A 25,158-nucleotide genomic window follows, 5' to 3' on the forward strand; every position below is an offset into this window, starting at 1 on the left:
CAGCGAAATGTGGGCAGCTGTATCAATTCTGCATTGCCGTTGACAGCCACCGGTCGCCTAATCACTCAAAATATCATGTAGCGCCTCAACTACCGGGCTTGGCTGCCGCTATTAACTAAAGCCAACCTTAATTTTGTGGAGTTTCAGCATGTCGCTACTTCCCAACCGCATCGCAGGGCGAATGACTCTGGGGATCCTGACGCTGCTGGTTCTCACGGCATTGGCGATTTACTCAGTCATGACCTTGGGCGGCAAGCCTCAGTTAGTGGCAGCAGGAACCGAGGCAGCGGAACAATCGGCCCGTGCGATTACACGCCAGTTAGCCCTGCAAGTGAATCGCATTGAAGGCACCGCTACAGCGATGGCGCACCTGGCTGAAACCTTGCCCCACGACGAAACCCTGCTCAAGGCTAATCTGCCTAATGTAATCGACAGCCAAGGCGATGCAGCCATTGCAGGCGGCGGTCTGTGGCCAGAACCCAACAGTTTTACTGCCGGTACTGATCGCCGAAGTTTTTTCTGGGCACGCAACGCCAGCAATGGGTTGGATTACTCGGACGAGTACAACGCCGCGCAAACCCCGCCGTATCAGGCTGAGTCCTGGTACACGGGAGCGAAATCCGCGCCATCGGGACGTTGCGTCTGGTCAGATGCTTACCAGGACCCGGTCAGTGGCGTGGCAATGACGACCTGTAGCGTGCCCTACCTCGCAAAGGGCGCGTTTGCCGGTGTCGCCACTATCGATCTCAAACTTGACGGCCTCGCAGCGTTTCTCAAGGCCAAGGGCAATGTCACCGGCGGCTACGCTTTTGCGGTCGATCCTTCAGGGAACCTGCTGTTTTTCCCCGATGCAAAGAGCACCAAGGGCCTGCCGACCATTGCCGGGTTGAGCCAGGAACAAACGTGGTTGAAGCCGGTCGCCGAAAGCCTGTCGAGCAAGCCGGCCGGCACGACAACGCTGTATCTGGAACACGATGCGCGCTTGGATGGACCGGCTTACATCACATTGGAAACCATGGAAGGCACCGGCTGGCGCATTGGGCTGGTCACGCCAGAGGCCCGCGTGGTCGGACTCGCGAACAAGCTGACCGGGCAGATCTTGCTGTTCTTGCTACCCCTATTGGGCATCCTGCTGGGGCTGGCATGGCTGGCCGGCAAACGGCTGCTCACTCAGCTTGAGGAAACCACTGCGCAAATCGAACGTCTGGGCCAAGGCGGTCAGGCAGGCGCTCAGCTAGAGATTCTGCGGTCAGATGAACTCGGCGCGTTGCGCATTGCGGTCAACCATTACGCTGGTTCTCTGCAGGCCATGCTGCGACGCATTGCCGATGAGTCGGTGTCACTGGAAGCCCAGGCCAACGAACTGGCGCAACTGTCCAATGGCCTGGCTGAACGGGCAGAGACTCAACGCATGGACAACACCCTGCTCGCCACCGCCATTACTGAAATGTCGGCCAGCGCCAACGAGGTCGCACGCAACACCACAGACTGCTCGGACACGGCCCGCAGCTCACTGGTAGAAGCGCAAAAGAGTCAGGACCAAGTCAACCGCAACGGTGAGTCCATCGAAAGCCTGGCGACCGACATCTCAGGCGCGGCCACCGCCATGACTCAGTTAGGTGAAGACATCGAGCGAGTTGGCAGCGTGCTGGAGGTAATCAAATCGATCTCTCAGCAGACGAATCTATTGGCGCTCAACGCTGCTATCGAGGCCGCTAGAGCCGGAGAGCAAGGACGTGGCTTTGCGGTGGTGGCAGATGAAGTGCGCACACTCGCAGGCCGTACACAAACGTCTGCCAACGAAATTCAGGAGATGATCACCCAGCTGCGCCAGGCATCAAATTCTGCCGTCACAACCATGCAAAACGGCGCTCAACGCACTCGCGAGTCAGTGCAACAGGCAGTCGGCGTGTCCGCCACATTGGGCACTACGGTGGGCAGTTTCGATGACATCGTCCAGCGAGCCCAGCAGATCGCCGTTGCCGCCCAAGAGCAGAGCCACGTGACTCAGGAAATCAACGAGCTGGCGGTACGTATCCATGCGGCCAGCGAAGAAGGCGCCCGAGATGCGAGCACCCTTCGGGAACTGGGCAAAGGCATGCAGTCGATCTCAACCCGTCTAGGTGGATTGAGCCGCGGCACGCCCTAGCTACGCGGGGGAAAACCGGCATCCGTTTAACGAAGCTGATGCCAGTTAGCCTTTGCGGCTAAGCGTGGACAGACTATCAGTGGTCCAGCGCGCAGCGACGGCAATGCTCCAGATATCCTTGCTCGTAACGACCTACCAGGAGCACAACACCGGACCATAGCCAGGACGGTGTAAACAGCAATGCAGAGTTGACCCAGTTGCCGAAATTTCGCTGACCCACGCATCTAAATGATGCGAAATTAATAGCGTCTGGACGTCATTACAAGTTAAGCGGGCCGAAAAAGGTGGTTGGCGGTAAGGAGTCCTGAATGATGGATGGACTCAAGGAAGTTTTAAATGGGTCGATAGCTAAAGATGAGAACCCTAAAATGATGGCATTTCCATGGCCGACCGTTTATTACGTCGCTTCTTGAGACTCCACCAAGCGTGGTTAGACTTCATCGTCGTCGCCTGTTTGGGCACTTGCGTGCTTTGGGCTGGCCTTCACCTTGACCTTTATGAAGCACTTACTCGCTTCAATATCCGGCACGAGAGCTGGCAGGCAGACGAGTTCTTTTTAGGCCTCATCGTCATGGGCTGGTGTGGCTTTGCCTTTGGTATTCGAAGGGTCTACGAGCTTCGCAAGGAAATTGTCGGTCGACGTCTGGCTGAAAAAGCGGCCATCGATATGGCCATCCATGACACCTTGACGCGGTTGCCCAACCGTAGAGGGCTGGACTTGGAGTTCCATTCACGCAGACTGTGTCCTAATGATCCGTTCTTTCTTGTACTGTTTGACTTAGATGGCTTTAAATCAGTAAACGATGTTTATGGTCATAGCTATGGCGATCGGCTGTTGCGGGAATTGGCAAGCCGTATCAGTACAAGCCTACCAGATGGTGATTTCGCCTGCCGTCTGGGCGGAGATGAGTTTGCGCTCATCATTCGGTCTGCAAAAACAGCCGAGTCAGCTCGTCTTTTCCTAGATCAACTCGCCTCTTTGATTTCAAGCCCTATGGTATTTGACTCCGTATGTCTCTGCACAGCGGGCACCTATGGTGTTGCACAGTTTCCACAAGACGGGAGGGACCTTAGCAGCTTGCTGCGGCGGGCCGATCTTGCGCTGTACCAAGGTAAGCATGACGGCAAGAATACAGTTCGGTTTTTCGATCCGAGTCGGGATGTGCATCTGGAAAAGCAATCCCAAGTAGTGCAGTTGCTGCGCGAAGCACTCGATAATGGCTATCTGAGCTTGGCATATCAGCCAATTGTTGCTCTGGAGGATGAGCGTATTGTTGGCTTCGAGGCCTTGGCCCGCCTGAACCATCCCTTGCATGGGCCGATTTCCCCCTTACATTTCATCCCTGCTGCTGAGCGATCCGGCCTGATGCGCGAGCTCACCACGTTATTGCTGGAACGAGCCTGCCGGGAGGCAGCAGTTTGGCCTGAGCACCTATTGCTAGCATTCAACCTGAGCGCATTGGACCTTCGTGACGAAAATCTCGTCAACCGAGTGAAGGGTGCATTACAGCGAACCGGCTTCCCACCGAATAGGCTTGAATTGGAAGTGACCGAAACCTCCGTAGTGAGCGATTTTGGAATGGCAAGCAAGCACATAGAAGCGCTGCATGAAATGGGCATCCGTATCGCCATGGACGATTTTGGGACAGGCTACTCCAGCTTGGCTCAACTGGCTCAGTTCAATTTTGACAAACTTAAAATAGATCGCACTTTCATCAGCACGGTTCTTGAAAACGACAAGAATGCCCGCATCGTCCGAGCCGTCCTTTCTCTAAGTAAAGGACTGAGCCTGACAACTCTTGCGGAGGGGGTTGAAACGCGCTGCCAAGCGCAATGGCTGAGTGAAGCAGGCTGTGCCATGGCACAAGGGTTTCTGTTCAGTGAACCGCTTTCGGAAACGCGCCTAAGGGAGATGCTGGGATCGTTATCAAAATCTGGTAATGAAACGGCATAACTGAACCGCCCGTGGTTTTCTAGTTAGCGTGGCCGCTACTTTTTGGCCGGTAGTCGCAATTAACCGAATGTCAGCTTTTGGCTAATTCTGTTGAAAATGTCGATTTCTCAGGAAACGTGACGCTGAGCTTGGCCTGTTGCCACTGATGCAGAGTTGACCCAACTGCCGAAACTTCGCTGCCCCATGCTTCTACTTCGTAAAGCGTTAGCCGATCTGACTTTGGGCTTAATACTTATGGGGCAACGCCAAGTCGGCAGCAGGGTCAACTCTGCATCAGCGGCAACAACCCGTGGCAGAGGGGCCAGCTCACCGACGCCGAGGGAACGACTGGCGTCGATGAAACTGCGGTTTTGTTAAGTACGAGGGCAGCGGCCCCGCCTTTGAATGGCACCAGCTCGCAACCAACAACAGAAGCTGCTGACCTGCGCCGGTACGCGTCAGACTGTCCTAGGAAGCCATGCACCTGGAAATCAATCTAACGCTTTACGCCAAGTCTTCAGGGCCTAGCGGACCTTGTACAGCACCGCAGCCCCTGGCTTGGCTTCAAAAGCCGGCACGGTACGCTGCTCGAGGCTACCCTCGGCGTCCCACACCAGGGTGTCCGATGGGTAATCGTCCTTACGGGTCATGGCGTCGATCTGATTGACGATCACCGCCGAGCCTGCCGATACTTCGGGGTTCCATTCAAAAACGCCGACTCTGCCGTAGAACACGGCCGGCGCGTCGGCATCGAGGCGCCGATCGGGGCACATGACCAGGCCACGATCGAGCATGACCCGCAACGCGCCGACGGGCACCGCCTTCACGGTGGGCGTGGTGCGCTCGGTACTGTGGCCCGGGCAGACATTGGCCGAGCGGGTCACCATGTCCTCGACCACTTGACGATCGGATTGAGCCTGCGCCGAAAAAGCGGCGGCAGACAGGGCGAGCAGTGCGAAACTTGACTTCCTGAGCACGCAAAACCTCCTACTGGACGAAATACTCAAACATTATGGACCGCCCATACGCAGGAACGGTCCGTTCCCAGGGGCACGCGGATACTAGCATGACAATAATTGGCCAATTGCAGCATCCGGTGCACCGGCTTTGCAGCATTCGACTTACCAGCGCAGCGCAGGTGCCAGGTTACTCCCGGGGATGATCAGTGCCCCCAGTACAGGAGCCGCCCAAGGCGACTTGTAACTGGACGCTGGTCACCAACTGCGTAGACACCCAGACTGAGCAAGGTCTGGCGCTCACTCAGGCTAGTGGACTGGGTAGTGGCAACATCGAGGTAGTCGATGGCCCCGGCTTCATATTGGTCGCGGCTGACCGACGCCGACTCTTCCGCCGATTGCGCAGAATTACGCCGCGCTTCCAATTCCGACTGCAAGGTGCGCAGCTCCACCAGGTAATCCTCGACTGTTGCCGCTCAACATGCTGTAACCACTCGGCTGCCCGGCCTTAGCTCGCAATTCCATGCCTTCGCCCAAGTGATCCCGGGCGTCCGAGCTAGCAATGATCCTGTGGTTGGCGTCGATTATCATCACTCGGCTTCGCGCGCGTTCTTCGTCGCTCAGACGCACGCTGCTGATGACCGACTCGGCGTGATTTTTCCAGTCGAAAAAATTCCGACTACGCCAATTACCGCCGTCTGCTTTTCGGCCTTGGCCCGTACGGCAGCGCTGAATACACAGCCGGACAAGGCTTCCGGGCGCAGAGTTACTTTAAGTGGAGACTGGCAAACAGTTACTGCTGACATCTGCGCAGCCAAGCGTTCTCGATACCATGTCGGCATTCCTTATCCAGGCCATGGTATCGATGTAGCTCTCTCACATGCGTACGATGCGCGCCATTAAGAACGCCATTGACGTCGTAGCAAACATCGCTTTCTGTTTTTATTTTTTTTGATAAAAATCATATAGTTGCGAATCAACCCTACTCCCACTCAATCGTCGCCGGCGGTTTGCTCGACACGTCATACGTAACGCGCGAAATACCTTCGATCTCATTGATGATACGGCCGCTGACAGTCTCCAGCAGTTCGTACGGCAGGTGCGCCCAACGGGCGGTCATGAAGTCGATGGTTTCTACGGCACGCAGCGCAACTACCCATGCGTAACGACGGCCATCGCCTACCACGCCAACCGACTTAACTGGCTGGAACACCACGAAGGCCTGGCTGACTTTGTGGTACCAGTCGGCCTTGCGCAGTTCTTCGATGAAGATGTGGTCGGCGCGACGCAGCAGGTCGGCGTATTCCTTTTTCACTTCACCCAGGATACGCACGCCCAGGCCCGGGCCTGGGAATGGGTGGCGGTAGACCATGTCGTACGGCAGGCCGAGTTCCAGGCCCAGACGGCGGACTTCGTCCTTGAACAGTTCGCGCAGAGGTTCTACGAGCTTGAGGTTCATTTCCTCAGGCAGGCCACCCACGTTGTGGTGGGACTTGATCACGTGGGCCTTGCCGCTCTTGGCGCCGGCCGACTCGATCACGTCGGGGTAGATGGTGCCCTGGGCGAGGTACTTGATGTTGTCCAGGTGTTTGGCCTGGGCATCGAAGACGTCGATGAAGGTGCGACCGATGATCTTGCGCTTTTTCTCTGGGTCGGACTCGCCGGCCAGGTTGTTGAGGAACTGCTCCTCGGCGTTGGCACGAATCACTTTGACGCCCATGTTCTCGGCGAACATGGCCATCACTTGCTCGCCCTCGTGCAATCGCAGCAGGCCGTTGTCGACGAAGACGCAGGTCAGTTGGTCGCCGATGGCTTTGTGCAGCAGCGCAGCAACCACAGAGGAGTCAACGCCACCGGACAGGCCGAGCAGCACGTTGTCGGTGCCGACTTGGGCACGCACGTTGGCGATGGCGTCTTCAGCGATCTTCGACGGCGTCCACAGGGCTTCACACTCGCAGATGTCGAGGATGAAACGCGACAGGATGCGGCCGCCTTGTTTGGTGTGGGTCACTTCCGGGTGGAACTGCACGCCGTAGTAACGGCGCTCGTCGCTGAACATGCCGGCGACCGGGCAGCTCGGGGTGCTGGCCAGGATGTGGAAGTCTTCCGGCATCTTGGTGACTTTGTCACCGTGGCTCATCCACACGTCGAGGCCGAACAGGCCGTCGGCGTCGATGTGGTCTTCGATACCGTCCAGCAGGCGGCTCTTGCCGACCACGTCGACACGGGCATAACCGAATTCACGCAGCTCGGAACCTTCAACCTTGCCGCCCAATTGCTCGGCCATGGTCTGCATGCCGTAGCAAATACCGAAGACCGGCACGCCAAGATCGAATACGGCCTGCGGGCAACGCGGGCTGTTGGCTTCGTGCACGGACTCGGGGCCACCGGCGAGGATGACGCCTTTAGGGGCGAATTCGCGGATCGCTTCGTCGTCCATGTCGAACGGATGCAGTTCGCAGTACACGCCGATTTCACGCACGCGGCGGGCGATCAGTTGGGTGTACTGGGAACCGAAGTCGAGGATCAGGATGCGGTGGGCGTGAATGTCGAGGGCCATGAAGTCAGTCTCGTCTAATGAATCAGAAACAACTCGGGGCTGAAAGAACAGCCCCGGTTACTTAACATTTTGCTGGAAGCATCAACCTACGCGGTAGTTTGGCGCTTCCTTGGTGATCTGCACGTCGTGGACATGGGATTCAGCCATGCCGGCGCCGGTGATCCGCACGAACTCTGGCTTGGTGCGCATTTCTTCGATGTCGGCGCTGCCGGTGTAGCCCATCGAAGAACGCAGGCCGCCCATCAGTTGATGGATGATCGCGCTCAGTGTGCCTTTGTACGGCACACGGCCTTCGATGCCTTCCGGGACGAGTTTCTCGGCGCCTGCCGAGGAGTCCTGGAAGTAACGGTCGGAAGAACCTTGCGCCTGGGACATGGCGCCCAGCGAACCCATGCCGCGGTAAGCCTTGTAGGAACGGCCCTGGAACAGTTCGATCTCGCCTGGCGCTTCTTCAGTGCCGGCGAACATCGAGCCCATCATCACGCAGGAAGCACCGGCAACGATGGCCTTGGACAGGTCACCGGAGAAACGGATGCCGCCGTCGGCGATCAACGGAACGCCGGTGCCTTCAAGGGCAGCGGCGACGTTGGCGATGGCGCTGATTTGCGGCACGCCCACACCGGCAACGATACGGGTGGTGCAGATCGAGCCAGGGCCGATACCGACCTTGACTGCATCGGCGCCCGCTTCAGCCAGGGCCTTGGCCGCTGCGCCGGTGGCGATGTTGCCGCCGATCACTTGCACATCAGGGAAGTTCTGTTTGACCCAACGCACGCGGTCGATCACGCCTTTGGAGTGACCGTGGGCGGTGTCGACCACCACCACGTCAACGCCGGCAGCGACCAAGGCCGAAACGCGGTCACCGGTGTCTTTACCGGTACCGACGGCGGCGCCAACGCGCAGACGACCTTGATCATCCTTGCTGGCCAGCGGGTAAGCCTTGGCTTTTTCGATGTCGTTGACGGTCATCATGCCCTTGAGGGCGAATTTGTCGTCGACGATCAGCACGCGCTCGATGCGGTTTTTATGCAGCAGTTCGCGCACATCATTCTTGTCGGCACCTTCGCGGACAGTGACCAGGCGCTCTTTAGGCGTCATCACGTCGCGGACGGTGACTTCCATACGGTTTTCAAAACGCACGTCGCGGGAAGTGACGATGCCGACCAGGTCGCCATCGTGCAACACCGGAACGCCGGAGATGTTGTGCAGGCGGGTCAGTTCGAACAGTTCACGCACGGTAGCGTCGGCTTCGATGGTAATGGGATCTTTCACCACACCGGCTTCGTAACGCTTGACCTTGCGCACTTCGGCAGCTTGCTGCTCGATGGTCATGTTCTTGTGGATGATGCCGATGCCGCCTTCCTGAGCCATGGCGATTGCCAAACGGGCTTCGGTGACGGTGTCCATGGCAGCGGAAACCAGGGGAATATTCAGCTCGATGCCACGGGTTAGGCGGGTCTTGAGACTGACTTCGTTAGGAAGTACCTCGGAATAACCGGGCACTAGGAGAATGTCGTCGAATGTCAGAGCTTCTTGGCTGATACGCAGCATCGCGGGGGCTCCCGAGCGGGAAAATGGAAGCGCGCCATTATATACATGCACCCTGTCGGGCTCAATGTAAAACTCTGACAAACTTGGTAATACTGATAGAAGGGTTAAAGCTCGACTTTGACCCAACTCATCTTCTGGTCCAACCAATCGGCAAATTCGTCGATAAAGCTCTGCTTGAACCCCGCCTCCGCCCAGTTGTTGAAAATGAACCCCAGGTTGGAAAACCCGCATTCCTGTAGGAACAGGAACCCATTGATGTCGTCTTCATGCCCACACAGCGGGCAGGTGAAGTTATCCGTGTGGCCGGGCATCCAGTCTTCCAGGCTGTCGAACAATGCTTCGCCGACTTCCTTGCGGCATTCCGGGCAGCCGGCTTCTTCGAGAAAGCCCTTGGCCGGCGTGTAGATGCAGCGTTTGTAGATGATTTCCAGGCCGTTGATCGGCTCGTTGAACGGAAGCGCCTGGGGGTGCAGCACCACGGCGCGGGCCCCATCGGCCAGGGCGTAGGCCATGCGGTTGCCGGTGCGGCCACAGGTGGTCAGCTCTTCCTTGATAATGTTCTTGCGCACCAGCCAGCGCACGATCGCCCGGGCGCGGGGTTCGTGGACGGGCAAGGTGGAGATTTTGGGGACAAGGATGCTTTGGGAGTTCATGAGACCTGAGAGTCCTGCGGTGTGGCTACTGGCGCCATCGCGGGCAAGCCCGGCTCCCACATTGGAACGCGATCAACTGTGGGAGCCGGGCTTGCCCGCGATGACGCCCTGAAGGCTGGCAGCTTAATCCCTGCCCCACTCAGGTCAAGTACTCAAGTACCGCCCAATCAACGCCATCCCGCTGGCCAGCACCAACCAGGTCACCAACCGCACAAACGCCTCACGCGACATACGCATCGTCAGCCTGCGCCCACACCACAGCCCCAGGGCCATCGCTGGCAGCAGGCACAGCGCCAACATCAACAACGGCAAATCTGCATACACCCCGGCGACCAGGAACAGGCTCAAGCGCACCACCGTGCTGCAACTGATCAACGCGCTCTGCGTCGCGCGCGCCGCATCCTTGGGCAGGCGGCTGTTCAGGTAGATCGCATATAAAAAGCCACCACTGCCAAACAGCGCACCAAACAGCCCGCCAACCGTACCCACGGGAATCGACCAGCCCGCCGCCAGCTGTGTCGGCCGCGCCTTTACCGCCAGGCTGTAGATCGCGTAGGCGCTGATAAACAGGCCCATCAACAACAGCAACAGGTCGGAATGCAAGTTGAGCAAAAACACCACGCCAAGCGTGCAACCTATCGCCATGCACGGCAGCAACCGCAGCAGTTCCGGCTTGTTCACATCACGCCGCGCTTGCAGCAGGTTGCCAAAGGCCGCGACAAAATCCAGCAGCACCAGCAGCGGGATGATTTTCGACAGAGGCATAAACATAATCAGCAGTGGCCCCGCCACCAACGCCGTTCCAAAGCCGGCGATGCCAAACACGATATAGGCCACAACGATGCCCAGGCCGATGACCAGCCAATCCACACCAACAAACGACCACTGGCTCATCAGCTCAACCGGGCTCATGGAAAATTCCTTACGAGAGAGAGATCACTTTAGCCATCGGTGAGCGATGCGCCTATCGAACTGGCGCAATTGAAGGACGAAGCGTTTATCTCGATCCCCCATCCGCAACGCGGCGGCCTGAGTTATCTGTCAGCCGAGTTGCGCATGCGTGCGGGATTTTTCCCCAAGGCCGCGCGGGTGATGTCCCCTAAGACCACCCAGTTGCAGCTGATCCAGGCCGGCTTCGGTATTGCCTTGTTACCAAAATCCATGCAGGACATCGCCCCGGCTAACCTGCACTTTCTGCCCCTGGCCGAGCCGGACTGCCTCAGCACCGTGGCCCTCGCCTGCCCGCAGGCGCCAAGTGCGCTGGTGGAGCAATTCTGTCAAACACTGCGCGAATGCCTATAAACTGCCGCCCATGATTAAAGATCCTTTTGCCCGACTGGGCCTGGACCGCGAAGTCCTGACTGTCAGCCAGCTCAACGGCCGCGCGCGGGTGTTGCTGGAAGACGTGTTCACCAATATCTGGGTCGAAGGCGAGATCTCCAACCTCGCCCGCCCGGCCTCCGGCCATGTGTATTTCACCCTCAAGGACAGCGGCGCCCAGGTGCGTTGCGCGCTGTTTCGCAATAACGCCGCGCGGGTTCGCCAGGCGCTGAAGGATGGCCTGGCGGTGAAAGTGCGTGGCAAGGTCTCGCTGTTCGAAGGCCGGGGTGATTACCAACTGATCCTCGATACCGTGGAACCGGCCGGTGATGGCGCGCTGCGCCTGGCGTTCGATGCGCTGAAAGAAAAGCTCAGCGCCGAAGGTCTATTCAGCGCTGAACGTAAAGTGCCGCTGCCGGCGCATCCTCGGCGCATCGGCATTATCAGCTCGCCAACCGGCGCAGTGATCCGCGACATCATCAGCGTGTTCCGCCGCAGGGCACCGAACGTTGAGCTGACATTGATCCCGACAGCCGTGCAAGGCCGCGAAGCCATCCCGCAGCTTGTACGTGCGCTGAAACTGGCCGACGCCCGGGGCTTTGATGCGCTGATCCTGGCGCGTGGTGGCGGTTCGCTGGAAGACCTCTGGTGCTTTAACGAAGAGGCCGTAGCACGCGCGGTAGACGCCTGCGTCACACCAATCGTCAGCGCCGTTGGCCATGAGACCGATGTGTCCATCAGCGATTTCGTCGCCGATGTCCGCGCCCCTACCCCATCCGCTGCGGCGGAATTGCTCGCGCCGGACGCCAGCCACCTGGTACGCCAAGTCGAAAACCTGCACCGTCGCCTGGTGATGCTGATGCGCAATCGCCTGAGCCATGACCGCCTGCGCCTGGAAGGCATGGCCCGACGTCTGCGTCACCCTGGCGAGCGTCTGCGCCAACAGGCCCAGCGCCTGGATGACCTGGACATGCGCCTGCGCCGTGCGTTCGAGCGCAGCCTCAATACCCGGCGCGAACGCCTGATCCGCCTGGAAACCCGTCTTGCCGGCCAACACCCCGGCCGGCAACTGGCCCTGCTGCGTCAGCGCTTGGACAGCCTTGCCGAACGCCTGCCCCGCGCCATGCGTGAAGGCCTCAAGGCTCGGCGCCTGCAACTGCAAAGCCAGGTGCAGACGCTGCAGGTGGTCAGCCCGCTGGCGACCCTGGGCCGTGGCTACAGCATCCTGCTGGACGAACGCGGCCAGGCCATTCGCGACGCCGCTCAAACCCACACCGGCCAGCGCCTCACCGCGCGTCTCGGTGAAGGCAAATTACAAGTGCGGGTGGAAGACAACCACCTGACACCCGTCACCCTTTCGTTATTGGATTGATTAATGTCACGTCTCTTTAGTCTGTTGATGCTGCTGTGCCTCGCCGTTAATGCCCATGCCGACAGCTATATAACGCGCACCCTGAACAAACCCGTGCCGGGTGGCGTTGCAGTCGTAGAACTCGGCCCCTCGGCGGCAGCACCGAAAGCCACCTACCAAGGCAAACCGGTGCTGGTGGTGAAGGAGGCGGACAACTGGCTGGCGATTGTCGGCATCCCATTGACCGTTAAACCCGGCAACGAGCGCCTCAGCAGCGGCGGGCGCAGCCTGCCGTTTATCGTCGGTTACAAGAAGTACCCAGAACAGCGCATCACCCTGAAAAACAAAAGCCAGGTAAACCCTAAGCCGGCGCAACTCAAGCGCATCGAAGGCGAACTGGCGGTGCAGCTCAAGTCCTACCGCAGTTTCAGCCCGAACCTGCCGAGCAACCTGGTGCTGGATAAACCGGTGAACGGGCCGCTGTCGAGCAAGTTTGGCGTACGCCGCTTCTTCAACGGTGAAGAACGCAATCCGCATTCGGGCCTGGATTTCGCCGTGCCCGCGGGCACGCCGATCAAGACCCCGGCGAACGGCAAGGTGATTCTCATCGGTAACTACTTTTTCAACGGCAACACGGTGTTCGTCGACCACGGCCAGGGCTTTATCAGCATGTTCTGCCACATGTCGAAGATCGACGTAAAAGTGGGCGATCAACTCAAGCGCGGCGCAGTGGTCGGCAAGGTCGGTTCAACGGGCCGTGCGACCGGACCGCACATGCACTGGAATGTCAGCCTTAACGATGCAAGGGTAGACCCGGCGATCTTTATCGGCGCGTTCCAACCCTGAAACGTCCGATTGCGCGCTCGATAATGGGCGCGCAATTAAAACCAGCCTTCACCTTATAAACAAGCATAAAATCTCGCTTCCCACGCAGATAACAGAAATTATCTCAATTTTTCTCGACTGCTTGCCATCTTTCACCCCGGCGGTTAGGGTTGAGCTTATGAAAACCTCTCACACCCTCATTCAGCTCCGCCAGCACCGCAGTTTGTGCCTCGTCAGCGCACGACTGCCAAGCTGAATCGATCTGCCTCGTCTATACGTTTTATCCCTAAAAACAGTTCTACGGCAGGCCGCCTTTTTTCGGCCCCTACTACAAAGGATTTCCCGATGAGCATGCTCAAAGACCCGTCTTCGAAGTACCGCGCGTTTCCGACCATCGATATCCCGGACCGCACCTGGCCATCGAAGACCATCACCGAAGCGCCGATCTGGTGCAGCTCGGACCTGCGTGATGGCAACCAGTCGCTGATCGAACCAATGGACGCCGCAAAAAAGCTGCGCTTCTGGAAGACCCTGGTAGCGGTAGGCGTTAAAGAAATCGAAGCCTCGTTCCCGGCTGCGTCGCAAACCGACTTCGACTTCGTACGCACCCTGATCGAAGACAACCACATCCCCGAGGACACCACCATCCAGGTGCTGACCCAGGGCCGTGAAGACTTGATCGCGCGCACGTTCGAATCCCTGCGCGGCGCCAAGAAAGCCATCGTGCACTTGTACAACGCTACGTCGCCGTCGTTCCGCCGCATCGTGTTCAACCAGGACAAGGACGGCATCAAGGCAATCGCGGTCAACGCGGCCAAGCTGTTCGTCAAATACGCCGCGCTGCAGCCGGAGACCCAGTGGACCTTCGAATACTCCCCGGAGACCTTCAGCGCGACTGAGCTGGAGTTCGCCAAGGAAGTGTGTGACGCGGTGATCGAAGTGTGGAACCCGACGCCTGAGCACAAGATGATCCTCAACCTGCCGGCCACCGTGGAATGCGCCACGCCAAACATTTATGCCGACCAGATCGAGTGGTTCGGTCGCCATATCAACCGTCGTGACAGCGTGATCATCAGCCTGCACACCCACAACGACCGTGGCACCGGCGTGGCCGCCACTGAGCTGGGCCTGATGGCCGGCGCCGATCGTGTCGAAGGCTGCCTGTTCGGCAACGGCGAGCGTACCGGTAACGTCGACCTCGTCACCGTGGCACTGAACATGTACACCCAGGGCCTCGACCCGCAGCTGGATTTCTCCGACATCGACGGTGTGCGCAAAGTCGTCGAAGAGTGCAACCAGATCCAGGTGCACCCACGTCACCCGTACGTTGGCGACCTGGTGCACACCGCGTTCTCCGGCTCTCACCAGGATGCGATCCGCAAAGGTTTCTCCCAGCAGAAAGACGATGCGCTCTGGGAAGTGCCGTATTTGCCGATCGACCCAGCGGACATTGGCCGCAGCTACGAAGCGGTGATCCGTGTAAACAGCCAGTCGGGCAAAGGCGGCATCGCCTACTTGCTGGAGCAGGAATACGACATCAGCTTGCCGCGTCGCATGCAGATCGAGTTCAGCCAAGTGGTACAGGCCGAGACCGACCGCGTCGGCCTCGAGATGACCGCACCGCAGATCTACGCGTTGCTGCAGCGTGAATACCTGCAAGCCAACACCCCGTACGCGCTGGTCAGCCATCGCCTGCAGGAAGAGAACGGCAACAGCTATGTCGAGGTGGAAGTCTCGGGCAAGGGCCAGGGTGAAACCAACCTGCACTGGAAAGGCAAGGGCAACGGTGCGCTGGAAGCACTGGTAGCCGGCCTGCCGATTGCCGTGGAAATCATGGACTACAACGAACATGCAATCGGTGCAGGAACCAATGCCAAGGCGGCGGCCTACATCGAGTTGCGTGTGAACGGTGAGCGTCCGGTGCATGGTGTGGGTATTGATGAAAACATCACCACTGCGAGCTTCAAGGCGTTGTTCAGTGCGTTGAACCGCTCGTTGAGTCAGATGGAAGCGAAAGCGGCGTAAGTTTTATCGCTGCAGTACAAAAGGCCCTTGGATGAGAATCCAGGGGCCTTTTTGTTAGGCTTGAGATTTGTAGCGTCGGTGAGGACCTCTTCGCGAGCAAGCCCGCACACATTGAACCGCGTGTTTCCTGTATGAATGCGCTCGAAATGTGGGAGCGGGCTTGCTCGCGAATACAATCTCCCAGACACCGCAAACCCGTCAGACAAACTGAAAGCTATCGGCATCCAGGTTCGCCGGAAACCGGGAGCGATACGCCGCCAGCTCAGCTGCCTCCAGGCACACCTGAAACACCCCATCCGCCTCCCCCGCACTCAGCAAGGTCTCACCCTGGAAGTCCAACACCTGACTATCACCGGTGTAGGCAAACCCCTTCCCGTCCGTCCCCACCCGATTCACGGCCGCCACATAGCACAGGTTTTCAATCGCCCGCGCCGGCAGCAGCCGATTCCAATGCTGGCGCCGAGCGCCCGGCCAGTTGGCCGTGTACAGCAGCAGGTCGGTGTCGTGAGCATCGCGGCTCCACACCGGAAAGCGCAGGTCGTAGCAAATCAACGGGCGGATACGCCAGCCCTTCAACTCAAATTGCACCTGCCGCTCGCCGGGGGTGTAGTGATCGTGCTCGCCGGCCATGCGGAACAGGTGGCGCTTGTCGTAATGCAGCACATCGCCATCCGGCCGCGCCCAGAGCAGGCGGTTGCGGTGGCTGCCGTCGGCGGCCTGGATGATCACGCTGCCGGTGATCACCGCGTTGTACTTCGCTGCCTGGGCCTGGAGCCATCGACGGGTCGGGCCGCTCTCCGGTTCGGCCAAGGAGCCTGACTCCATGGAGAAACCGGTGGTGAACATCTCCGGCAGCACGATCAGATCGGCGCCCCTGGCCTGGTCGAGCAGCAGTTCGAAATGTTCCAGGTTGGCCTGGCGGTCATGCCAGGCCAGGGTGGTCTGGACCAGGGCGAGGTTCAGGTTCGGTAACGCAGTCAAATCACGCATAGTTTCTCGGCTGCTTGTTGCAGCGTTTCCTCGCGCTTGGCAAAGCACAGGCGCACCAGGCGCTGGCTTTGGGGTGGGGTCTGGTAGAACACCGAGACCGGGATGGTTGCCACGCCGTGTTCGCGGGTCATCCACAGGGACATGGCGACGTCGTCCAGGTCCGGGCGGATCTGTGAGTAATCGACCAACTGAAAGTAGGTGCCGGTGACGCGGGTAAAGCTGAAACGTGACGGAGCCAGCAGGTTACAGAACAGGTCGCGCTTGGCCTGGTAGAACGCCGGCAGCTCATCGACGTGCTCTGGGTGTTCGGCCATAAAATCGGCCAATGCGAACTGGAGCGGCGTCACGCCGCAAAAATTAACGTACTGGTGCACCTTGCGCAGTTCGGCCGTGAGGGCCGATGGCGCGATGACGTAGCCGGTTTTCCAGCCGGTGACATGGTAGGTCTTGCCGAAGGAACTGACCACGAACGCGCGCTGATACAGTTCTTCGTGGGCCAGCACGCTGACATGGGGCACACCGTCGAATACCAGGTGTTCGTAGACCTCGTCGCTGACCAGGTAGATATCGCGGTCGCGGATCAACTCCGCCAACTGGTCCAACTCGGCGCGGCAGACCAAGGCGCCAGTGGGATTGTGCGGCGTGTTGAGGATGATCATGCGCGTGCGCGGCGACAGCGCGGCCTTGATCTTTTCGAAGTCGAGAGCAAAGCCTTGCAGGCTCAGTTGCACATGCACGCAACGGCCACCTGCCAGTTCGACCGCGGGCTCATAGCTGTCATAGCAAGGGTCGAACACAATGACTTCATCGCCACTGCGAATCACCGCCTGGATCGCGCAGAAGATCGCAGCAGTAGCCCCAGGGGTAATGGTCACTTCGCTGTCGGCATCCACCGTGGCGCCATAACTGCGAGCGATCTTGGCCGCCACTTGCTGGCGCAGGGCTGGCAGGCCAGTCATCGGTGAATATTGGTTGTGTCCGCTGGCAACGTGCTTGCCCACGGCATCGAGCAAACCTTGGGGGCCATTGAAGTCCGGGAAGCCCTGGGACAGGTTGAGCGCACCGGTTTCGGCAGCGAGTTGCGACATGGTGGTAAAAATGGTGGTGCCGACATTCGGCAGCTTGCTGGTGATCATCGGAGCCCCCTGCAGGTGAGCCCAAGTTTTAAGCTGCCAATTGCAGCGGGTCAAGGCACAAACCGCCGCACACAAAAAGGGCTCGCAATGAGCCCTTTTTTGACACGTCGATATCAGCGTTTGTCGCGACGCTTTTTGTCGGCTTTCTTGTGGTGCGTCATCATCCGGCGTTTTTTATTCACTTGGCGGTCGGTGAGGCTGTTCTTGTTACCTTCGTACGGGTTCTCGCCACCCTTGAACTCGATACGGATCGGCGTACCGACCAGCTTCAAGACGCGGCGGTAAGTGTTTTCCAGGTAACGCACGTAGGACTTCGGCACCTTCTCGATCTGGTTACCGTGAATCACGATAATCGGCGGGTTGGCACCACCCAAGTGGGCGTAACGCAGCTTGATCCGGCGGTTGTTAACCATCGGCGGCGCGTGCTCGCCAACGGCATCTTCCAGGATCTGGGTGAGGCGGTTGGTCGGCCAGCGGGTGACCGCGGACTTGAACGAGTTCTGTACGGAAGCGTAGAGGTTGCCTACGCCGGTGCCGTGCAGTGCCGAGATAAAGTGGATATCGGCGAACTCGACGAAGAACAAGCGACGCTGCAGCTCGATCTTGACGAAGTCGCGCTCGCTCGGCGTCATGCCGTCCCACTTGTTGATCGCGATCACCAGTGCCCGACCGGCTTCCAGGGCAAAGCCCAGCAAGTTCAGGTCGTGGTCGACCACGCCTTCGCGGGCGTCCATCACGAAGATCACAACGTTGGCGTCTTTGATCGCCTGCAGGGTTTTCACCACCGAGAACTTTTCAACTTCCTCGTGGATCTTGCCGCGCTTGCGCACACCGGCGGTGTCGATCAGCGTGTACTTTTCTTCGTTACGTTCGAACGGGATGTAGATACTGTCGCGGGTGGTGCCGGGCTCGTCATAGACGATTACCCGGTCTTCACCGAGCATGCGGTTGACCAGGGTCGACTTGCCGACGTTGGGGCGACCGATGATGGCGATCTTGATACCGTCTTTTTCACTCGGGCCAGGAATGCGCTTGGCTTCCTCACCTTCGGCGACGATCTCTTCTTCACCCTCTTCTTCCTCAGCGTCATCCTTGGGGAAGGTGCTGAGAGCAATTTCCAGCATCTGGGTGATGCCGCGACCGTGGGCACCGGCGACCGGGATCGCGTCGCCCAGGCCCATCGGGCTGAATTCGGCACGGGCCTGCTCAGGATCGATGTTGTCGATCTTGTTGGCGACCAAATAGGAACGCTTGTTACGCTTGCGCAGGTGCTCGCCAATCATTTGGTCGGCAGCGGTATAGCCCGCGCGGGCATCCACCAGGAACAACACAACATCGGCTTCTTCAATGGCCAGCAGCGACTGCTCGGCCATCTTTTCGTCCATGCCATGCTCGTCACCGGAGATACCACCGGTGTCGACAATAATGTAGGAGCGCCCTTGCCACTTTGCCTCACCGTATTGGCGATCACGGGTCAGACCGGACAAGTCGCCGACGATGGCGTCGCGAGTCCTGGTCAGGCGGTTGAACAAGGTGGACTTGCCGACGTTAGGTCGGCCCACCAGGGCGATTACGGGAACCATGCGGCTCTCCACTTCGTTATTTCAGAAAATACAAAAGCCGCTGCAAGGCAGCGGCTGGTGCTCGGGGCAGCATAATAAAATGCCGCATGCCCCGCCGAAGCGGGGCCGCCTGGGTGTTACCCCAAGCATAGTTCTTACTTGATGGTCAGGGCTTCCAGCTTGCCGCTGTTGCCATACACATAAAGCATGTTACCCACCACCAGCGGACGCGCACGCAGGCCGTCGCTGTCGATACGCTCGCGACCCACGAAGCGACCGTCTACCTGGCTCAGCAGGTGCAGGTAGCCTTCGAAGTCACCGACCGCGACGTAGCTGGAGAACACTTCCGGTGCCGACAGTTGGCGGCGAGCCAGGGAGTCGTTGCTCCACAGTGAGGTGGTGGAACGCTCGTCGACACTTTCAACGGTGCCGGACGCAAGGCTTACGTAGACGCTGCCAAACCCTTGGGCGACACCTGCGTAGCTGGAAGCATCACGCTGCCAGTTAACGCGGCCGCTCTGCAGGTCCAGTGCGGCAACACGGCCCTGGTAAGTGGCGACATAGAGGGTTTCACCGGACAGCAGTAAGCCGCCGTCGATGTCCACTACGCGCTCCAGCTCGGAACGACCTTGCGGAATGGCCACACGGGTTTCCCAGACCGGCACGCCGTTCTGAGTGTTCAGGGCGACCACTTTACCGGTCGACAGGCCCGCAACGGCCAGATTGTTGGTCACAATCGGACCACTGGTACCACGCAACGTCAGCACCGCAGGGGTGCTGTCATACAACCAGCGCTGTTCGCCAGTGCTGGCGTCGAGGCCGATGAGGCGGTCCTCCTGCGTCTGTACCACGACGATATCGCCGTTGGTAGCAGGCGGTGCGAGTACTTCACTGCTCACGCGAGCGCGCCACTTCTCTTCACCGGTGCTGGAATCCAGCGCCACGACTTCGCCCTTGAGCGTGCCGAGCAACACCATGCCATAACCCACGCCAACGGCGCCGGAGACAGGCAATTCGAGATCCTTGGACCACTTCACGTCGCCGTTCATGCGGTCCATGGAGGTCACAACGCCGGTCACGTCAGCGGCCACAATGTTGTCACCGTCGATTGCCGGTACCAACATGTTGTAGGTGTCGCCCTGACCATCACCAATGGAGCGGCTCCACTGCTTTTGCAGGACCACTTCTTCCTTGAAGCTGGTCAGCTCGGCAGGAGGCAGTTCTTTTTTACTGTTGCTGCTGCAACCCGCGGCCAGAACGGCCAGAGCCAGCAATGCTGCATGTTTCCAACGGATCACGTCACGCATCCCCTTTGGCCAAGTCGTCCAGCTTGATTTGTAAGCCACCGACCGCTGCTTCATCAGACAGCGCCGCCTTGGCTTTTTTGTACGCAGCATTGGCTTCGTCGGTACGACCCAATTGGACCAACAGGTCGCCCTTGAGCTCTTCGCGAGTGGCTACAAATGCCTTGTCAGCATCGCCGTCGAGCAGTTTGAGTGCTTCGTCAGCCTTGTTCTGTGCCGCGAGAACCTGAGCCAGACGCTGACGTGCGATTTCACCCAGGGTCGGGTTGGTCGGCTTGTCAGCGACAGCCTTCAGCTCTGCGGCGGCGTCGTCCAGCTTGCCAGTGTCGACTGCGACTTTCGCGACGAACAGGCTGCCGTATTGGGCGTAGGTGCTACCGCCGAATTCGCTCTTCAGCTTGCCGGCCAAATCGGCGACCTGCGCCGGGTCAGGCTTGCCGTCCGGCGTCAGCGTGGTTTCCAGCAACTGCTGATAGAGGATCGAGGCGCCTTGGGACTGGTTGGCCTGATATTTGGTCCAGGCTTGCCAGCCGAACACCACCACTAAAGCCAGCAGACCGCCAGTAACCAGGGGCTTGCCATTACGCTGCCACCAGTCCTTGAAATCGGCCAGTTGATCATCATCAGAACTCGACACCCCAGTACTCCTTAATCGCTAAATTCGGCTGTTCGACAGCTTCAACCCTGCACGACGCAGGTGGCCAAGTGCGCAGCGAGCGCATCAAAGGCAATGTTCTGTTGCTCGCCCTGGCCACGCAGGGGTTTAAAACCTATCACTTGCTGGGCCAACTCGTCATCGCCGAGGATCAATGCATACAGCGCACCGCTCTTGTCGGCCTTCTTGAACTGGCTCTTGAAGCTGCCGGCGCCGGCATTAACCTGCAGGCGCAGGTTCGGCAGTTGGTCGCGCACTTTTTCGCTCAGGGCCAGGGCCGCCAGTTCGGCAGCCTCGCCAAAGGCGCAGAGGTACACGTCCACCTGACGGGAAATCTCTTCAGGGACTTGCTCCAGCGTTTCCAGCAGCAGGATCAGCCGCTCGATGCCCATGGCGAAGCCCACACCCGTGGTCGGCTTGCCGCCCATCTGCTCGACCAGGCCGTCGTAGCGGCCACCGGCACACACAGTGCCCTGGGCGCCGAGTTTGTCGGTGACCCACTCGAACACGGTCTTACTGTAGTAATCGAGGCCACGCACCAGCTTGGTGTTGATCACGAACGGAATACCGGCCGCATCCAGGCGAGCCTTGAGGCCCTCGAAGTGGATACGAGATTCGTCGTCCAGGTAATCGGCCATTTTCGGCGCATTGACCAATACAGCCTGGGTATCGGCGTTCTTGGTGTCCAGCACGCGCAGCGGGTTGGTCTTCAGGCGGCGCTGGCTGTCTTCGTCCAACTTGTCCAGGTGGGCCGACAGGTACTCGACCAAGGCGACCTTGTAGCGGCCGCGGGATTCGCTGGTGCCCAGGCTGTTGAGCTCAAGCTTGACCGCGTCGCGGATGCCCAGCAGGCCCCACAGGCGCCAGGTCAATACGATCAGCTCGGCATCAATGTCTGGGCCATCAATGTTGAACACTTCCAGGCCAATCTGGTGGAACTGGCGATAACGACCTTTTTGCGGACGTTCGTGGCGGAACATCGGGCCGATGTACCACAACTTCTGAGGCTGGCCAGCACCGGTGAGACCATGCTCAAGCACGGCACGCACGCATGCAGCAGTGCCTTCGGGACGCAGGGTCAGGGAGTCGCCGTTGCGGTCTTCAAAGGTGTACATCTCTTTTTCGACGATGTCGGTCACTTCACCGATGGAGCGTTTGAACAGCTCGGTGAACTCGACGATCGGCATGCGGATCTGCTTGTAACCGTAGTTATCCAGCAGGCGCGCGACAGTGCTCTCGAAGTAGCGCCACAGCGGCGTCTGCTCCGGCAGGATGTCGTTCATGCCACGAATGGCTTGCAGAGACTTGCTCACATCAAATCCTTAAATTCGTTCAATCAGCCGCGCGCGATCAGCGCTGCGTCAGCGGCGACCTTTTCGGCCGCTTTCTCGCGGATCAGTCTTTCGAGCTCATCCACCAGATTGTCATTCGTTAACTTCTGCGCCGGCTTGCCGTCGATGTAGATCAGGTTAGGGGTACCGCCAGTCAGGCCCACATGGGCTTCCTTGGCTTCGCCCGGCCCGTTGACCACGCAACCGATCACTGCAACATCCAGCGGCACCAGCAGGTCTTCGAGGCGCAATTCCAGATCGTTCATGGTTTTCACCACGTCGAAGTTCTGCCGCGAGCAGCTCGGGCAGGCAATGAAATTGATGCCACGGGAACGCAAACGCAGGGATTTGAGAATGTCGTAACCGACTTTCACTTCCTCTACGGGGTCTGCCGCCAGCGAGATGCGGATAGTATCGCCAATCCCTTCGGCGAGCAGCATACCGAGACCCACCGCAGATTTCACTGTGCCTGAGCGTAAACCACCCGCTTCAGTGATACCCAAGTGCAGTGGCTGTACGATTTCCTTGGCCAGCAGGCGATAGGCTTCGACCGCCATGAACACGTCGGAGGCCTTTACGCTGACCTTGAAGTCCTGAAAATTCAGGCGCTCAAGGTGCTCAACGTGGCGCAGTGCCGACTCAACCAGCGCCGCCGGGGTCGGCTCGCCGTACTTCTTTTGCAGGTCTTTTTCCAGGGAGCCGGCGTTGACGCCGATACGGATTGGAATCCCGCGATCACGGGCAGCGTCCACCACGGCGCGCACACGGTCTTCGCGACCAATGTTGCCCGGGTTGATACGCAGGCAATCCACACCCAGTTCGGCTACGCGCAGGGCGATCTTGTAGTCGAAGTGAATGTCGGCAACCAACGGCACCTTGACCAGTTGCTTGATGCGCCCGAAAGCTTCGGCAGCGTCCATATCCGGCACGGATACGCGCACGATGTCCACACCGGCGGCTTCCAGACGGTTGATCTGTGCAACGGTGGCGGCCACGTCATTGGTGTCGCTGTTGGTCATGCTTTGTACTGCGATGGGGGCATCGCCACCCACCGGCACCGAGCCGACCCAGATCTTGCGCGATACGCGACGTTTGATTGGAGATTCGCCGTGCATGACTATTGTCCCAACTTCAGGCGAGCTGTCTCGCCACTGGTGAACGGCGCCACGTCTACAGGCTGGCCGTTATAGACCACCTGCGCGCCCCGGGCGAAGCCCAGACGCAGCGTCAAAGGAGGCTTGCCGCCCTGATCAAGGGTATCTCCCTTACGCTTCAGACCGCTGAACAGCACTTTGCCATTGCCATCGGTGAGTTGCGTCCAGCAATCAGCGACGAAGGTGATCTGCACGCGGCCATCACCGGCGATCAGCGCTGGGGTGGTGGGCGGCGAAATCGCAGGGGCAGCTGGTGTGGTAGTCGCTGGCGCTTGCACTGGGGCGGTCGATGTATGGGGCTGGGCAGCCGTAGTGTGAGCCGGCGCATCTGGCGTCGCAGGTACGTCGGCGGTCGCGGCTGGCGCGGCTTCCGGTACGGGTTGCGCGGCGACGGGTGCTTCAGGCGCGGCCTGGCCCTCGGCAACAGCCTGGTCTTCGGGCTCATCCAACGGATGAATTTGAGTGGTGCCGTCGGCGCTTTCGACTTCGACGTGCTCCATGGCGTTGCTGGTCATGTCCTTGGTGCGCTGGGCGGCCTGGTCTTGCCACCAGAAGAAACCGCCGCCAATGACAGCAATCAGCAACAACAGGCTGACAATTCGCAAAATAGTGTGGGAAACCCGCACCGGCTCTTCGATTCGACCCAAGCCATGCACATTGCTGCCTTGGGAGTCGGTACCGGTGAATTGATCGAATTGCTGGACCAATATGGCCTGGTCAATACCCAGCAATTTGGCATAGGCACGGATATAGCCACGGGCAAAGGTATGCCCAGGCAGCTTATCGAAGGCGCCGGCTTCCAGATTGCCCAGGGACGTCGTGGTCAAATTGAGCTTGAGGGCCACTTCCGCCAGCGACCAACCATTGCTTTCGCGGGCCTGACGCAAGGTGTCGCCTGGGTTTACGCGATTAGCTGCTACAACTTCCGGGTGCGACGCTTTCATCATTGCTCCGACAGGTATTGCTGATATTCCGGCGTACCGGGATAGAGTCGTTCGAGTTGCTGGCCAAAACGTGCGGCTGTGTCGCGTTCTTCATGAACCGTCGCCAAGCGCACACCGAGCAATAGACTACGTGCATTTTGCCCGCTGAGCAGGCTAAAACGCTCGTAATAGTCACGTGCCGGCACATAATGCCTGTCTTCGTAGGACAACTCAGCCATTTCGAGCAATGCTCGAGGCTGGCGACCATTCAAATGCAGGGCTTTTTCCAGTTGTTGGCGGGCGCTGTCGCGTTGGCCGAGACGCATGGAAGTCACCCCAAGGTTCTCGAACACCCGCGAACGCTCAGGATAAAGGGTATCGGCGCTGGCTTGCTGGAAATAACGAGCGGCCTGGTCATAACGTTTCTGCGCAAACAGGAAGCTGCCGTAATTGTTCAGCAGCCGCGGGCCTTCGGGTTTTGAGGCGAGTGCCTTGAGGAAATACTGCTCAGCCAGTTCAGGCTCGGCCTGGGCCTGGAACACCAGTGCCAACGCGCCATTGGCGTCAGCATCGTCGCTGTCCAGCTCAAGGGCCTTCTTCAAAGGCACCTTGGCCTGCTCGTTCATGCCTTGCTGCAGGTAACCCATGCCCAATTGCACATAGGCAACTCGCGCCTCATCACGGCCTTTACCCGTGTGCATAGGGCTGTCATAACCCGATGAAACACAACCGGCCGCGAGACCGGTAACAAGCAAAAGCAGCGCAAGGCGCAAGGGCATA

At 59.1% G+C, this 25,158-nt stretch carries 20 protein-coding genes and 3 pseudogenes; 7 read left to right on the forward strand and 16 right to left on the reverse strand.

Annotated elements, in window-relative coordinates; all coding sequences use genetic code 11:
- Positions 1 to 238: 238 nt before the first annotated feature.
- Together AACY52_RS32110 and AACY52_RS32115 are read left to right on the forward strand one after the other, a co-directional pair.
- Positions 239 to 1,030 (forward strand): annotated as a pseudogene (locus AACY52_RS32110) (cache domain-containing protein); the annotation flags it as partial.
- Between the two features lie 417 nt (positions 1,031 to 1,447).
- Entirely contained in the window at positions 1,448 to 2,149 is a 702-nt protein-coding gene (locus AACY52_RS32115; protein WP_370468000.1) for a methyl-accepting chemotaxis protein, read from the forward strand.
- Positions 2,150 to 2,225: 76 nt separating this feature from the next.
- Here AACY52_RS32115 and AACY52_RS32120 read toward each other — a convergent pair.
- Positions 2,226 to 2,336: pseudogene (locus tag AACY52_RS32120) on the reverse strand (DUF2252 domain-containing protein); the annotation flags it as partial.
- Between the two features lie 195 nt (positions 2,337 to 2,531).
- Between AACY52_RS32120 and AACY52_RS01395 the strand changes: the two are divergent.
- A complete protein-coding gene (locus AACY52_RS01395) occupies positions 2,532 to 4,103 on the forward strand; it encodes an EAL domain-containing protein (protein ID WP_339420572.1) in 1,572 nt (523 codons plus the stop codon).
- 503 nt (positions 4,104 to 4,606) lie between these two features.
- Here AACY52_RS01395 and AACY52_RS01400 read toward each other — a convergent pair.
- From AACY52_RS01400 to AACY52_RS01425, 6 genes are all read right to left on the reverse strand, one after another.
- The gene (locus tag AACY52_RS01400; protein ID WP_339420571.1) at positions 4,607 to 5,059 is read right to left on the reverse strand and encodes a hypothetical protein; all 453 of its coding nucleotides are present in this window, start codon (positions 5,057 to 5,059) and stop codon (positions 4,607 to 4,609) included.
- Between the two features lie 185 nt (positions 5,060 to 5,244).
- Complete coding sequence (locus AACY52_RS01405) at positions 5,245 to 5,490, reverse strand: TolC family protein (protein ID WP_339420570.1); 246 nt, start codon at positions 5,488 to 5,490, stop codon at positions 5,245 to 5,247.
- 530 nt (positions 5,491 to 6,020) lie between these two features.
- Positions 6,021 to 7,598 (reverse strand): glutamine-hydrolyzing GMP synthase, encoded by a 1,578-nt coding sequence (gene guaA / locus AACY52_RS01410; protein WP_339420569.1) that lies wholly within the window; start codon positions 7,596 to 7,598, stop codon positions 6,021 to 6,023.
- Positions 7,599 to 7,679: 81 nt separating this feature from the next.
- The gene (gene guaB, locus AACY52_RS01415) at positions 7,680 to 9,149 is read right to left on the reverse strand and encodes an IMP dehydrogenase (protein WP_339420568.1); all 1,470 of its coding nucleotides are present in this window, start codon (positions 9,147 to 9,149) and stop codon (positions 7,680 to 7,682) included.
- Positions 9,150 to 9,253: 104 nt separating this feature from the next.
- Positions 9,254 to 9,802, reverse strand: coding sequence for a sugar ABC transporter ATPase (locus AACY52_RS01420; RefSeq protein WP_339420567.1), 549 nt, complete (start codon positions 9,800 to 9,802; stop codon positions 9,254 to 9,256).
- Positions 9,803 to 9,946: 144 nt separating this feature from the next.
- Entirely contained in the window at positions 9,947 to 10,714 is a 768-nt protein-coding gene (locus AACY52_RS01425; protein ID WP_339560185.1) for a sulfite exporter TauE/SafE family protein, read from the reverse strand.
- Positions 10,715 to 10,756: 42 nt separating this feature from the next.
- Here AACY52_RS01425 and AACY52_RS01430 point away from each other — a divergent pair.
- The 4 genes and pseudogenes from AACY52_RS01430 to leuA form a co-directional block, all read left to right on the forward strand.
- Positions 10,757 to 11,104 (forward strand): annotated as a pseudogene (locus AACY52_RS01430) (LysR substrate-binding domain-containing protein); the annotation flags it as partial.
- 10 nt (positions 11,105 to 11,114) lie between these two features.
- Complete coding sequence (gene xseA, locus AACY52_RS01435; protein WP_339435986.1) at positions 11,115 to 12,494, forward strand: exodeoxyribonuclease VII large subunit; 1,380 nt, start codon at positions 11,115 to 11,117, stop codon at positions 12,492 to 12,494.
- Between the two features lie 3 nt (positions 12,495 to 12,497).
- On the forward strand, positions 12,498 to 13,319 hold the full coding sequence (locus AACY52_RS01440; protein ID WP_339560186.1) for a peptidoglycan DD-metalloendopeptidase family protein: 822 nt from the start codon (positions 12,498 to 12,500) through the stop codon (positions 13,317 to 13,319).
- A gap of 324 nt (positions 13,320 to 13,643) precedes the next feature.
- A complete protein-coding gene (leuA, locus tag AACY52_RS01445) occupies positions 13,644 to 15,323 on the forward strand; it encodes a 2-isopropylmalate synthase (RefSeq protein WP_339427489.1) in 1,680 nt (559 codons plus the stop codon).
- 198 nt (positions 15,324 to 15,521) lie between these two features.
- Here the strand turns inward: leuA and AACY52_RS01450 are convergent, their stop codons facing one another.
- The 9 genes from AACY52_RS01450 to pilW all read right to left on the reverse strand — a co-directional run bounded on the left by AACY52_RS01450 (position 15,522) and on the right by pilW (position 25,157).
- Positions 15,522 to 16,313, reverse strand: a complete 792-nt coding sequence (locus AACY52_RS01450; RefSeq protein ID WP_339560187.1) for an amidohydrolase — start codon at positions 16,311 to 16,313, stop codon at positions 15,522 to 15,524.
- Positions 16,301 to 17,449, reverse strand: a complete 1,149-nt coding sequence (locus AACY52_RS01455) for a pyridoxal phosphate-dependent aminotransferase (RefSeq protein ID WP_339420561.1) — start codon at positions 17,447 to 17,449, stop codon at positions 16,301 to 16,303. The genes AACY52_RS01450 and AACY52_RS01455 overlap by 13 nt, the downstream gene beginning before the upstream one ends.
- 113 nt (positions 17,450 to 17,562) lie before the next feature.
- Positions 17,563 to 19,032, reverse strand: a complete 1,470-nt coding sequence (der, locus tag AACY52_RS01460) for a ribosome biogenesis GTPase Der (protein ID WP_049711641.1) — start codon at positions 19,030 to 19,032, stop codon at positions 17,563 to 17,565.
- A 134-nt stretch (positions 19,033 to 19,166) separates the two neighbouring features.
- Complete coding sequence (bamB, locus tag AACY52_RS01465; RefSeq protein WP_339420560.1) at positions 19,167 to 20,318, reverse strand: outer membrane protein assembly factor BamB; 1,152 nt, start codon at positions 20,316 to 20,318, stop codon at positions 19,167 to 19,169.
- Positions 20,311 to 20,952, reverse strand: coding sequence for a YfgM family protein (locus tag AACY52_RS01470; protein WP_339420559.1), 642 nt, complete (start codon positions 20,950 to 20,952; stop codon positions 20,311 to 20,313). Before AACY52_RS01470 ends, bamB begins: the two co-directional genes overlap by 8 nt.
- Before the next feature lie 41 nt (positions 20,953 to 20,993).
- A complete protein-coding gene (gene hisS / locus AACY52_RS01475; RefSeq protein ID WP_049711638.1) occupies positions 20,994 to 22,283 on the reverse strand; it encodes a histidine--tRNA ligase in 1,290 nt (429 codons plus the stop codon).
- A 23-nt stretch (positions 22,284 to 22,306) separates the two neighbouring features.
- A complete protein-coding gene (ispG, locus tag AACY52_RS01480) occupies positions 22,307 to 23,416 on the reverse strand; it encodes a flavodoxin-dependent (E)-4-hydroxy-3-methylbut-2-enyl-diphosphate synthase (RefSeq protein WP_099585613.1) in 1,110 nt (369 codons plus the stop codon).
- A 2-nt stretch (positions 23,417 to 23,418) separates the two neighbouring features.
- Complete coding sequence (locus AACY52_RS01485) at positions 23,419 to 24,399, reverse strand: RodZ family helix-turn-helix domain-containing protein (protein WP_339420556.1); 981 nt, start codon at positions 24,397 to 24,399, stop codon at positions 23,419 to 23,421.
- Positions 24,399 to 25,157, reverse strand: a complete 759-nt coding sequence (pilW, locus tag AACY52_RS01490) for a type IV pilus biogenesis/stability protein PilW (protein WP_339420555.1) — start codon at positions 25,155 to 25,157, stop codon at positions 24,399 to 24,401. Before pilW ends, AACY52_RS01485 begins: the two co-directional genes overlap by 1 nt.
- Between the last annotated feature and the right edge of the window lies 1 nt (position 25,158).

Origin of the sequence: Pseudomonas sp. EA_65y_Pfl1_P113 (genome assembly GCF_963970525.1) — a bacterium.
Classification (GTDB): Bacteria; Pseudomonadota; Gammaproteobacteria; order Pseudomonadales; family Pseudomonadaceae; genus Aquipseudomonas; species Aquipseudomonas tritici.

Coding starts and splice junctions, on each gene's coding strand:
- AACY52_RS01440 (WP_339560186.1), top strand. CDS start 12,498: ATGTCACGTCTCTTTAGTCTGTTGATGCTGCTGTGCCTCGCCGTTAAT.
- AACY52_RS01425 (WP_339560185.1), bottom strand. CDS start 10,714: ATGAGCCCGGTTGAGCTGATGAGCCAGTGGTCGTTTGTTGGTGTGGAT.
- AACY52_RS01395 (WP_339420572.1), top strand. CDS start 2,532: ATGGCCGACCGTTTATTACGTCGCTTCTTGAGACTCCACCAAGCGTGG.
- AACY52_RS01420 (WP_339420567.1), bottom strand. CDS start 9,802: ATGAACTCCCAAAGCATCCTTGTCCCCAAAATCTCCACCTTGCCCGTC.
- AACY52_RS01450 (WP_339560187.1), bottom strand. CDS start 16,313: ATGCGTGATTTGACTGCGTTACCGAACCTGAACCTCGCCCTGGTCCAG.
- AACY52_RS32115 (WP_370468000.1), top strand. CDS start 1,448: ATGTCGGCCAGCGCCAACGAGGTCGCACGCAACACCACAGACTGCTCG.
- guaB (WP_339420568.1), bottom strand. CDS start 9,149: ATGCTGCGTATCAGCCAAGAAGCTCTGACATTCGACGACATTCTCCTA.
- der (WP_049711641.1), bottom strand. CDS start 19,032: ATGGTTCCCGTAATCGCCCTGGTGGGCCGACCTAACGTCGGCAAGTCC.
- guaA (WP_339420569.1), bottom strand. CDS start 7,598: ATGGCCCTCGACATTCACGCCCACCGCATCCTGATCCTCGACTTCGGT.
- ispG (WP_099585613.1), bottom strand. CDS start 23,416: ATGCACGGCGAATCTCCAATCAAACGTCGCGTATCGCGCAAGATCTGG.
- AACY52_RS01455 (WP_339420561.1), bottom strand. CDS start 17,449: ATGATCACCAGCAAGCTGCCGAATGTCGGCACCACCATTTTTACCACC.
- AACY52_RS01485 (WP_339420556.1), bottom strand. CDS start 24,399: ATGAAAGCGTCGCACCCGGAAGTTGTAGCAGCTAATCGCGTAAACCCA.
- bamB (WP_339420560.1), bottom strand. CDS start 20,318: ATGCGTGACGTGATCCGTTGGAAACATGCAGCATTGCTGGCTCTGGCC.
- pilW (WP_339420555.1), bottom strand. CDS start 25,157: ATGCCCTTGCGCCTTGCGCTGCTTTTGCTTGTTACCGGTCTCGCGGCC.
- xseA (WP_339435986.1), top strand. CDS start 11,115: ATGATTAAAGATCCTTTTGCCCGACTGGGCCTGGACCGCGAAGTCCTG.
- leuA (WP_339427489.1), top strand. CDS start 13,644: ATGAGCATGCTCAAAGACCCGTCTTCGAAGTACCGCGCGTTTCCGACC.